General features: G+C 65.2%; 11 protein-coding genes. All 11 read left to right on the top strand.

Features of this window, described 5'->3' with window-relative positions; translation table 11 throughout:
• Positions 1-3: 3 nt before the first annotated feature.
• The 11 genes from ACUZUJ_RS07780 (at position 4) to ACUZUJ_RS07730 (ending at position 10,974) form a co-directional block, all read left to right on the top strand.
• On the top strand, positions 4-564 hold the full coding sequence (locus ACUZUJ_RS07780) for a DUF2857 domain-containing protein (RefSeq protein WP_023093474.1): 561 nt from the start codon (positions 4-6) through the stop codon (positions 562-564).
• A 3-nt stretch (positions 565-567) separates the two neighbouring features.
• Positions 568-1,800, top strand: a complete 1,233-nt coding sequence (locus ACUZUJ_RS07775) for an STY4528 family pathogenicity island replication protein (protein ID WP_028690964.1) — start codon at positions 568-570, stop codon at positions 1,798-1,800.
• A 318-nt stretch (positions 1,801-2,118) separates the two neighbouring features.
• Positions 2,119-2,898, top strand: coding sequence for a PFL_4669 family integrating conjugative element protein (locus tag ACUZUJ_RS07770; RefSeq protein ID WP_023103934.1), 780 nt, complete (start codon positions 2,119-2,121; stop codon positions 2,896-2,898).
• Positions 2,895-3,422, top strand: coding sequence for a DUF3158 family protein (locus ACUZUJ_RS07765; protein WP_128730080.1), 528 nt, complete (start codon positions 2,895-2,897; stop codon positions 3,420-3,422). The genes ACUZUJ_RS07770 and ACUZUJ_RS07765 overlap by 4 nt, the downstream gene beginning before the upstream one ends.
• A 73-nt stretch (positions 3,423-3,495) precedes the next feature.
• Complete coding sequence (locus ACUZUJ_RS07760) at positions 3,496-3,936, top strand: single-stranded DNA-binding protein (RefSeq protein ID WP_028690961.1); 441 nt, start codon at positions 3,496-3,498, stop codon at positions 3,934-3,936.
• 281 nt (positions 3,937-4,217) lie between these two features.
• Complete coding sequence (locus ACUZUJ_RS07755; protein WP_023103931.1) at positions 4,218-6,230, top strand: DNA topoisomerase III; 2,013 nt, start codon at positions 4,218-4,220, stop codon at positions 6,228-6,230.
• 519 nt (positions 6,231-6,749) lie between these two features.
• Positions 6,750-8,357, top strand: coding sequence for a DNA cytosine methyltransferase (locus ACUZUJ_RS07750; RefSeq protein WP_207997089.1), 1,608 nt, complete (start codon positions 6,750-6,752; stop codon positions 8,355-8,357).
• A 242-nt stretch (positions 8,358-8,599) separates the two neighbouring features.
• Entirely contained in the window at positions 8,600-9,157 is a 558-nt protein-coding gene (locus tag ACUZUJ_RS07745; protein ID WP_023103929.1) for a hypothetical protein, read from the top strand.
• 330 nt (positions 9,158-9,487) lie between these two features.
• Complete coding sequence (locus ACUZUJ_RS07740; protein ID WP_003290186.1) at positions 9,488-9,700, top strand: hypothetical protein; 213 nt, start codon at positions 9,488-9,490, stop codon at positions 9,698-9,700.
• A 21-nt stretch (positions 9,701-9,721) separates the two neighbouring features.
• Positions 9,722-10,114 carry a hypothetical protein gene (locus ACUZUJ_RS07735; RefSeq protein WP_023103928.1) on the top strand — a complete coding sequence of 131 codons (393 nt, stop codon included), beginning with the start codon at positions 9,722-9,724 and terminating at the stop codon, positions 10,112-10,114.
• Positions 10,115-10,287: 173 nt separating this feature from the next.
• The gene (locus tag ACUZUJ_RS07730) at positions 10,288-10,974 is read left to right on the top strand and encodes a hypothetical protein (RefSeq protein WP_017512402.1); all 687 of its coding nucleotides are present in this window, start codon (positions 10,288-10,290) and stop codon (positions 10,972-10,974) included.
• Positions 10,975-10,991: the final 17 nt, after the last annotated feature.

The raw sequence follows: 10,991 nt of genomic DNA, 5'->3' as shown, positions 1-10,991 counted from the left end.
AGCATGTCCGCACCACACCCACTCAACCAGGCCGTCATCGCCCAGGCCCTCTATGACCTGCGCAATGGGCAACTGCGCCGGTGCAAACTGATGGGGTTTGGCGAGGAAGAACTGGACGCCCTCAAGCATCCCGCGCTGATCAGCGTGCTCGCCAACGCTAACGTCTCCTGGTGCTCGGTGACGGTCAACCGCGAAGTGCTCCGGCGACTGCTCAAGCAGGCGCAGGACGTGGAGAAGGAAATCGCCACGGTCGATCGCATGCTCAGGCTGGGCGCGAGCACCGAGATGGTCAGTCGGTTCTATGGCCTGACCCACCAGGAGGTGGCGCTTCGCCGCGAAATCCTCGGCCTGCCGAAGCGCAAGGGCCGCCACCCCGTGCTGGACGAGAAACAGGACACGGAGCTGTGGCGGCAATGGAAGGCCGTGACCGGCAGCAGGAATGTCGATCTCGAAGACGAAACCTCCATCCTCGACGCTACCATGGACTTGGCCGAAGGCATGTCGCTGCCTCTGTCGGTGGTCTGGGCCTCGATCAAGAGCTGGGTCGATCAGGGATTGGGTTGAGCCATGGCCGTGGACGACACCGCACCACGCCGTGGCCCCGTCGCACTCGCGGATCTGTTCGATGCTGCCCTGAAAGACCTCGCGCCCAAGCCCAGCCCCAGTGCGCCAGCACCCGTGCCTACGCCGACGCCCGCCACGTCAGGCGATGCCTTCCTCTTCAGCGGCAACCGGCACGAGACCGTGCCGCGGCGGCTGTTCCTCGACCGTCGCCTGACGCCGCTGGAGCGCAACGCCTGGCAGGTGTTCCGGCTGATGCTCAACGACGACGGCATGACAGCCTTCCCGACGTATGAGCAGCTTCGACCCTGGCTGGCGTCGATGCCCTGCGCCGGGCAGGCCTCGCATGAAACCGTGGCCCGAGCGTTGACGCTGTTGCGCCTCACCCGATGGTTGAGCCTGGTACGGCGACGGCGTGACCCCAAGACCGGCCGCATCCTCGGCAACCTCTACGTTCTGCACGATGAACCACTGACGCCCTTCGAGGCCATGCAGCTCGACGCCGACTACCTGGCACTGGTCAGCCAGTCCCTCGGCCATTCGGCCAAGGCTGTCCAGATGGTCGGTCTGAACACCCTCAAGGAGATCGCGGAAGATCCGATGCTCTCCGGACGCACACTGCCGTCGCGGCTACAGGTCCTGGCCGAACGCCTCGCCAGCCAAGGCATCACGGCCGCCGAAAGTTATCCACAGGAGGATGCCGCCCACGATTCCGAAGAAGGAGCATCGAGCCTTCTTCGGAATGCGGACGACCCGTCTTCGGAATCCGAAGCAGGGGCGAAACCCGCGCCAGACGCCTCTCTTCGGAATCCGAAGCAGGCCCGTACAGTACGTAGTAGTCGTATTAATGAAGTACGTACTACCGCGCAGGCGCGCGCGCTGGGCGATCTGCAATGGCCCAAGCGCTTCACGGAACTGAAGGCAGAGCAGCAGACAGGTGCCAGGGTGGCATTGCAGCAGGTCGATGCCGCGCTGAGACAGGCCGTGCTGGACGACTGGGCCGCACGATGCAGCAGTCATGGCATCCGCAATCCTGCGGGGTATCTGTTCGGCATCATCCAGCGCGCCATCCATGGCGAGTTCAATGCCTGGGCCAAGAAAGACGCGCCATCGGCACCCGTCCCGCCAAACGAGCGGCCACCAGCAGCACCGCCACCTCAGCCGCAGGGTAAGCCAGTGCCGCCGGAAGTCGCCAAGCAGCACATCGAGCGGCTACGCAATCTGCTCGCCAGCAAGTGAGCCGGCATGCAAGTCGGTGAAAGTAGATGCCCATGGCCGCCAATAGAGCTATCCCCTGGGGATAGTTCCGCTGCTGGGCACAACGCCAAGTTGTCGCAGGCCTGGGATCGACCATCTGCCGCAGCATCGGTGTTGCCTACCCTGATCCCGGCGTGCAGCGTTCGTTGACGCTCCATGGAGCTATCCCCTGGGGATAGCTCGCGCCGCATGCAACCGCCGCGCCCTAAACCGGGGCCCGCCGGGATTCGGATTCTTGACTGACTGCCTTCCGCTTCCTGCCGAAGCTGGCCGCTCCTTTTCCAACAACGAGCGGACACCATGGCAACCAATGAACCTCTGCAACTGAATCTCGGCTCCCTGCGCAGCGCGATGTCGCTGACCCTGCACACCCATCACGCTTCCCGCATCTGGCACGGCCGCGCCGCCGCCGAGGGGCGACCGGGCATCGTCGGCCTGAACGGCTACATCGCCCAGATGAACAAGATGCGGCGGGGCTCGGAGCAGGACGACCCGTACTCGGACTGGTGGATGCTGCGCATCGAGGACAAGCTCGACCAGACCAAGGTCACGCTGCAATCGCTGCGCGAGCAGGTGGACCAGGCGCTGGCGAGCGTGCCACCGGCGCTCAGCCTGGGCGAAAACCTCAACGTGCAGCCGGTCAAGCTCCCGCTCTTCGTCAACGCGCAGCTCGGCTTTGCCGCGGTCTATCTCCTGGCCGACTACGACGACATCGCCCGCAAGCTGATCCTCGCCCACCACACCGCGCTCATCGACCGCAGCACCTTGGAACGCTGGCTCAACGAGGGCGCGCATGCGCTGCGCAGCCTGTTCTCGCTGGCCCAGCAGTATCGCTACTCGGGCTGCACCCGCGACGATTTCGCGGCGAAGAACGCCGCTGCGCGAGTCGCGCTGGAGAAGTACGGCGAACTGCCGCAGGAGGTGCTGGAGGGGACACGCCGCTCGAAGTTTGCGCCACCCGTCGTGCGCCGTGGCCTGCAACAGCGTGGCGACGGTCCTGCCACAGCGCCTCCGCCCAGCGACGAAGCCGCCACCGCAGAGCCGCCCGAAGCGCCAGCCGGCGAGGACGAGCCCGCATGAACGATCTGAACCAACCGACCCGCTACTTCCGGGGCCTGCAACAGGGTGCCTTCATGAGGCTGGAACACGCGGCCTATCTAAAAGGCCTTTTAAAGCCTTTTAAGGGTAAAGGGGACTTCGAGGCCTGGGCCAGCCAGTGCTTCGCCATGCGCGACGAGTTGATTGCCTTGGCACAGCGACAGGTGCTGGAACAGGCATGCGGGCACCCCTTCCACCTGCTGCCCATCGAACTGGCCCAACAGACCACTGGCGCAGGAACCGTCTTCTTGCGCTGGCGCAGACACGACAGGTCGGCCATGGGCGTGGCGCTGTGGCGGGAGCTGATCGCCAGCAGCAGCACGCCCGTCAACCTGCTGGCCGACCTGCACGCGATCGAACTGCAGCGCATCACGTTGAACATGCAGATCAGCCTGCTGCACACCTTGGGCAGGCAGGCGCAGGAATGCGCCATCAAGGCCGCCGAGGCGGACGACGCCTACCTGCACCGGCTCACGTCCGTTCCTGCCGCAATGCGCGATCGGTGATTGCGCCGGGCATCCCAGCACGCGCCCGGCGCCGACGAGGCACGGGTATTTCAACCACCACGGAGATCACACCATGAGCACGCATTTTTCTGGCGAAGGCAACATCGGCTCGCCACCGGAGTACCGCGAATTCCCCAACGGCAATGACGAACCCAGCCGCTTGCTGCGCCTGAACGTCTATTTCGACAACCCCGTACCCAAGAAGGATGGCACCTTCGAGGACCGCGGCGGCTTCTGGGCGCCGGTGGAAATCTGGCACCGCGACGCCGAGCACTGGAAGGACCTGTACCAGAAAGGTATGCGCGTGCTGGTCATCGGCCGCATGGAGCGCGAGCCTTGGACGGACAACGAAGATCAGCCGCGCGAGACCTGGCAGATCAACGCGCGCAGCGTCGGCATCCTGCCGTACCGCATCGAGTCCGTGGCCCTCAGTCCGAAGCCGCAGGAGGCAGAACCGAAGCCACAGGCTGCCCAGGAATCGACCGCGCCGAAGGAGGCGAAGCGCAGGAAGTGAACCGGCATGGAGGGCGGCCGCCGTAGTGCTTCGCCGCCCTCCATGCACCCCGCAAGCTATCCCCTGGGGATAGCTCCATCAACGTCCATCGACTTCCACGCTCCCGCAAATCGCGGCTACTGGTCCGCACACCTGCGGCCACGCGCCATCCCCGCCCGAGCCATTCCATCGGCGTGAAAGCGGTCGCCGGCGCATGCGGCTTGTTTGCTGCTACCCCAGGTGGCGCTCGGCATCCTCGATTCCAGCAACTCCATGAACAACGGGAATCGGGATGGACGGACATGCGGCTGTTCTTGTGCGAGAAGCCCTCCCAGGGCAAAGACATTGGCCGAATTCTCGGTGCCACGCAGCGCGGTGAAGGCTGCCTCAACGGTTCCGGCGTCACCGTCACCTGGTGCATCGGCCATCTCGTCGAAGCGGCAGCCCCCGAGGTCTATGACGCGGCGCTCAAGCGCTGGTCGCTGGAGCAGTTGCCCATCATTCCTCAGCACTGGCGGGTCGAGGTCAAACCTAAAACCGCCACGCAGTTCAAAGTCGTCAAGGCGCTTCTGGCTAAGGCGACCCAGCTTGTCATCGCCACAGATGCCGACCGCGAGGGCGAGTTGATCGCCCGCGAGATCATCGACCTGTGCGGCTACCGCGGTCCCATCGAACGGCTGTGGTTGTCGGCGCTCAACGATGCGTCCATCCGTGCGGCACTCGGCAAGCTCCGGCCATCGGCCGAGACGCTGCCGATGTACTACTCGGCGCTGGCGCGCTCTCGGGCGGATTGGCTCGTCGGCATGAACCTCAGCCGCTTGTTCACGGTGCTGGGACGGCAGGCCGGCTACGACGGCGTGCTGTCGGTAGGCCGCGTCCAGACCCCCACGCTCAAACTGGTCGTGGACCGCGACCGCGAGATCACCGCCTTCGTGTCCGTGCCGTACTGGGCCATCGACGTGTCCCTGTCCGCCGGTGGCCAGACTTTCGCCGCGCAGTGGGTTCCCCCGAAAGCATGCACCGACGACGCCGGCCGCTGCCTGCAGCAGCCCATCGCGCAGCACGCCGCGCAGCAGATCCGCGCCGCGGACAGCGCCCAGGTGGTGGCGGTCGAAACCGAGCGCGTGCGGGAAGGCCCGCCGCTGCCGTTCGACCTGGGGACCTTGCAGGAGGTGTGTTCCAGGCAGCTTGGGCTCGATGTGCAGGAGACCTTAGACATTGCTCAGGCCCTATACGAGACGCACAAGGCCACGACGTACCCGCGCTCCGATTCGGGCTACCTGCCCGAAAGCATGTTCGCCGAGGTGCCAACGGTCCTCGACAGCCTGGTCAAGACCGATCCCTTGCTGCGACCGATCATGGACCAGCTCGACCGCACTCAACGCTCACGCGCCTGGAACGACGCGAAGGTGTCTGCTCACCACGGCATCATCCCGACGCTCGAACCGGCGAACCTCTCGACCATGAGTGAGAAGGAACTGGCAGTGTATCGGCTGATCCGGGCACATTACCTGGCGCAATTCCTTCCTCACCACGAGTTCGACCGCAATGTGGCGAACCTCTCCTGCGGCCAGCAGACGCTGGCGGCCACCGGCAAGCAGGTCGTCGTCAAGGGGTGGCGCCTGGTGCTGGCCGAACCGCAATCCGAGGAGGATGGCGACCCTGCGGCGCGCAGCCAGGTACTGCCCGCGCTGCGCGAGGGCCTGGCATGTCAGGTGGCCGACGTCGATCTGAAGGCGCTCAAGACGCTGCCCCCTCGGCCCTATACGCAGGGCGAGTTGGTCAAGTCCATGAAGGGCGTCGCCAAACTGGTCTCGGACCCGCGCCTGAAACAGAAGCTCAAGGATACGGTCGGCATCGGCACCGAAGCGACGCGGGCCAACATCATCAGTGGCCTGCTGACGCGGGGCTACCTCGTGAAGAAGGGCCGCGCCATCCGTGCCTCGGATGCGGCCTTCACCCTGATCGACGCGGTGCCCACAGCGATTGCCGACCCAGGGACAACCGCCGTCTGGGAACAGGCGCTGGACATGATCGAAGCTGGACAGCTCACGCTGGACGTATTCATCGGCAAGCAGGCTGCATGGATCTCACAGTTGATCGCGCAGTACGGCAGCACGTCCCTGTCCATCAAGGTTCCCCACGGACCGCCTTGCCCACAGTGCGGCGCACCGACGCGCCAGCGCACCGGCAAGAGCGGCCCATTCTGGTCGTGCAGTCGCTACCCCGACTGCAAAGGCACGCTGCCGGTCGAATCCGGCACGTCCAAGCGTGGTGCCTCGCGCCCGCGCCGCAGCGGCCGCAAAGGCTCCTGACCGACCCCGTTCCCCGTGAACCGTGCCCGCCATCGGCGGCGCGGCCTGTGTTCCGCACGCCCTGCGGGACGCCCAGCGCGCAACGCCTTCTTGTCCGTGTGCGCGTCCCGCTTGGTCATCCCCGGCCGCGGGACCTGAAGGTAGCTTCTCCGCGAACCGCCTCCTGCGCGTTCTGCTGATCTGCATTTCTCCCGCCTCTGCGAAGGGTCCCCCGGTGGCTTGCCAAGCTGCGCGAGCCACCCGGAGACCCTTCGTGGTCAGCGGTATTCGGTGCCGGTGCCCGCCGGCGCAAAAACGGGCTCCCTTTGTGCGCGGATGTGCGCCAGACGATGCCGGCGCGAACCACGACATGCGCCGGGTGTGATTGCTGATGAGCAGACGGTTCTAGCGACGACCGGGCCTGCACCAGCCCACGGGTGGTTCTGTCCTCCCGAGCCGAAGGCCGCAGGGCCTTCGGCGCCTTTCTCCTGCCTATCAACGTCCCGGCCCGCCCCGGGCCACACGAACAGGAGACCCGACATGAACCCGCAACCTTGCACCCTTCGCGGTGCGCCCCAGGCCGCGCCACTGCTGTACGGCAGCGTGTGCAGCGGCATCGAGGCCGTGAGCCTCGCATGGCAACCCCTCGGCCTCAAAGCCGCGTGGTTCGCCGAGATCGAGCCGTTCCCGAGCGCCGTGCTCGCCCACCGTTACCCCCATGTGCCCAACCTGGGCGACATGACCGCGATCGCCCGTCAGGTGCGCGCCGGCACCGTGCCGGCGCCCGACATCCTGGTCGGCGGCACGCCGTGCCAGTCGTTCAGCGTTGCCGGCGCGCGCCAGGGGCTGAACGACCCGCGCGGCGCCTTGACCCTTGCCTATGTGGAGCTTGCAAATGCCATCGACCAAACCCGCCACCAAGACCGCCGCCCGCCGGCAACGCTCGTCTGGGAAAACGTCCCCGGCGTCCTCAACGACCGCAGCAATGCCTTCGGGCATTTCCTGGGCGCACTGGCCGGAGAAAGCCGTGCGCTCCAGCCGCCAGGGGAAAAATGGGCGCACGCTGGTTGTGTGTCTGGACCCCGCCGCCGCATCGCCTGGCGCGTGCTCGACGCTCAATATTTCGGTGTCGCCCAACGCCGCAAGCGCGTGTTTCTTGTGGCATGTGGTGGTGATGACCTCGATCCCTCCGAAGTACTTTTTGAGCGCACAGGCCTGCGCGGGGATTCTTCTGCGGGCCGCGCGCCGTGGCAAGAAGCTGCCCGCGCTGCTGGACCGGGTGCTGCAGCAGCAGGCGGATACGCAGGATTCGCTGGACTGAACCAGCCCTACGGCAAGGTCACGACGACGTTCGGATTCAGCGGCGGCATTGGCCCCGTCGATGTTGCGGCATGCCTGATGGCCGCGGGTCCCAAGCACGACATCCGCACCGAGACGTTCATGGTGCAGTCCATCGCCGGCAGCATCGCCCACACCCTCGACACCGCCAACAACGGCAAGGGCAGCAGCGAGGACGGTACGGGAAAGGGCGTGCCGATCATCGCCTTCACCGCCCAGGGCAGCGGCGCGGACGCCACGATCGACCTGACGCCGACGCTGCGTGCCGGCGGGCATCGCAACAGCCATGCGAACGCAGGCGTCGTGCCCGCCATCGCCTTCGCGCAGAACAACCGCGGCGAAGTGCGCTTCGAGTCGGGCCATGGACAGGTGTCTTGCACCGTCCTGTCCAACGGCAAGCCGGGCTACGGTGTGCCGATGGTGGCCTGCGTTGCCCTGCGGGGACGGACGCAGGGTCTTGCTGCCGAACTGGGCGGAAGCGTTGCGGCGGCGTTGCGTACCAGCGGCGGCGGCGCAGACAAGCCCCATGTCCTGGCCCCCGACTTCGAGGCACATTTCCGCTACGACTGGAATGAATCCGGTGCAGAGGACTGGTCGCAATGGCGGGTGCGGCGGCTGATGCCCATGGAGTGCGAGCGGCTGCAGGGCATGCCCGACGACTACACGCTGATCCCGTATCGCGGCAAGCCTGCCGCAGACGCTCCGCGCTACAAGGCGATTGGCAACTCCATGGCCGTCCCGTGCATGGCTTGGCTGGGCAACCGGCTGGTGCAGTGCCTGCACAAGACGGACTCGACCGCTTCGGATTGATCGACGACGCAGCCTGCCGGCCGCGCCATTCTCCCCCTGCATTGCCGATGTATCGGCAGCAGCCCGCAGCCAGGGTGTCAAGGCTGCCGTGGGTTCCGCCCACGCCACCCACCAGTTCGCTTCGGCATCTCACCGGCGAACGCTGCCCACCGGGGCATCGATGCCTCCTTTCTCCAACCCACGGGATGGTCGCCACGTCCCGTCAGGGGCATGTCGCCACCCGGTCGATTTCAGGACTTCCCATGGACACCATCACCAAGCAAGACCGCATCACGCTGAAGAACCTCAAGGTCGCCGACTTCGCCAGCGAGGAAACGCTGTGCTTCACCGCGACCATCGTGTTCGACGGCACTCCCATCGCCGAGGCCCGCAACGACGGGCATGGCGGCTCGACATTCCTCCGCGCGCTCAACGGCAAGACGACGCTGCTGGCTCAGGCCGAAGCCTTTGCCAAGGGCTTGCCGCCTGCGCCGCTCGATCTAGGCCAGGAGGGTGAAGACCCTCATTACATCGACATGACGCTCGACTTCCTGGTCGATGAACTGGCCGATGCCATGCACGCGGAGCGCAAGGTGCGAGCCGCCTTCAACCGCGACATCGGCAACAAGGTGCTGTTCATCAAGGACGGCAAACTGCTGTTCATCAAAGGCATCAAGCTCAAGGCTATCGCCGACCGCAAGGCGTACTTCGCTTCGCTGCGCACCAGGCAGGCCCAGCCCATCGTCATCCTCGCCGAGCTTCCGCCCGAGCGGGCATTCGACCTGTGGAAGCAGCATGTCCTGGGCGACAAGCCCGATTGACCCAGCGCCACCGCACCCTCCTGACAGCCCCGTACTCGATGCGGGGCTTTTCTTTTCCTGTGCTCATCAATCGGGGCTGGGCCGAATGCCGTTTTCCAACTGACGCGGCGCAGCCCTCGCACGAAGCTGCCTGCATGTTCGCTGATTCGTCAGCACATGCCAGCAGCCAGGGTTCCAGGCTGCCGCGGGTCTCTCCCGCGTCACCCACCAGTCCGCATCGCATCAATTCTGCGGATGAGCGTCCCCGTGACGCTGATGCTTTTTATCAACCGCGTGCGGGAGCTGCCATCCCGTGAGGGACAAGGCCCCGCTTTTCCAAGGAGCCCGTCCATGTCCCAGCAAGCCTCTTTCGGCCAGTTGGCCCTGACCTACTGCGGCAAGTTCCTGCCGCTCGAAGTCTTGCAAAGCGCCGCCGGCCACTACATCGGCACGCGCGATACCGAAGGTCCCGTTTCGCGGGAATCCCGCGAGTACTTCCGCAGCTATGCCGCGGCTCAACGCGCCCTCGAAAGAGGCGGCTGGTCCCAGCTCGCCATTCCCTGATCCAACTGGAGAAATCACGTCATGAACCAGCTACTGCCGCGGGAAGTCGTCGATCAGATCATGCGGGAAGAGCAGCATTTCGCTGCCGCGCCCCAAGCCTTCTTCGAGGCCTGGAAGCGCGGTGTCGAGATTGCTGGTCCCGAGTGGTTCGGCGACGGCACCCGTGAAGGCCTGAACCAGGCCAACACCAAGTGGGATTTGCGTCCCGACATGCTGCGGCTCAACGATGCCCTCGGCGTCCTGAGCAGCGGCGAACGCATGTTCCTGTCCGCCATGGTCAGCTTCTACAACGCGCGCGAGGGCGGTGCCATGCTCAAGCGCTGCCGCTTCCACGGGCTGTCGGACTTCGACGGTCTCGATCTGGAACGCCGCAAGGTCATCGCCGACCTGCTGGTGAACTACAGCGGTTGGTGAGCCGGTCTCCGGCACGCCACTGTCCTCTCGATCCCCCCGTGAGGGACATGCGCCCATAAGGCCATGTCCCTCAATTTTTCTTCCCCATCGCCCGACGCCAACGGCCTTGGGCTATTCCCTGCGGATGCCATCGTCCGCATGGGCTGGCTCCGCTCTTCTCGAAAGGAGCCAGCATGGCAAACAACTACTACGAAGGCACGGGCGTTCTCGTGCTCAACCGCGTTACTCCCGTCATCAAGGCACTGTTCGGTGCTTTCGCGCTCGACGAAAACCATCCCGGCAATGGGCAGGCCTACATCGCCCAGATCGCCGAAACCAATGATCCACGCTGGACAGATGTGCTGGACGGTCTGGAAAATCTGGCCACACAACTCGGCATCCCCATGCCCGACGACGAAGAGTTGTCGATTCCGCCTCTGCTTGAACGGCTGGCCGCGCACTTCGGTGCTGACCAGGACGGGGAGCTGGAGAACCTGATCGAGCACCACCAATTCGAGGACGGCGCCGACCTGGAAGCCCTGCTTCTGATCGCTACCCGCTTCGATGACGGCCATAACCTGACCGCCATCCAGTTTGAGGGCTGCTGGTATTGCAGCAAGCCAAGGCTATTCGAGTTCGGCGGCAACGGCTGCTACCTGAGCCGTGAGGTCCAGGTCTTCAGAACGTCCTCGCAGGCGCTTCAACTCGGCGATCAACTGCGCAACACCATCCTGGCCGCCGACATCGAAGAGGCCTCAGCGTTGATCGCGCTGGAGGCCGCCAACCTGCTTGCCGGCATCACCGATGAGCAATTTCGCCTAAATGTGCGCCATCGCATCGCCGAACGGCTGGTTCAGACGCCAACGATCAGCGCCGACTGACGCATTTTCCACTTTCA

Source organism: Stenotrophomonas sp. S4 (assembly GCF_054187805.2).
The sequence above is the reverse complement of the archived record's forward strand: the minus strand, read 5'-3'. Positions and strand labels throughout refer to the sequence as shown.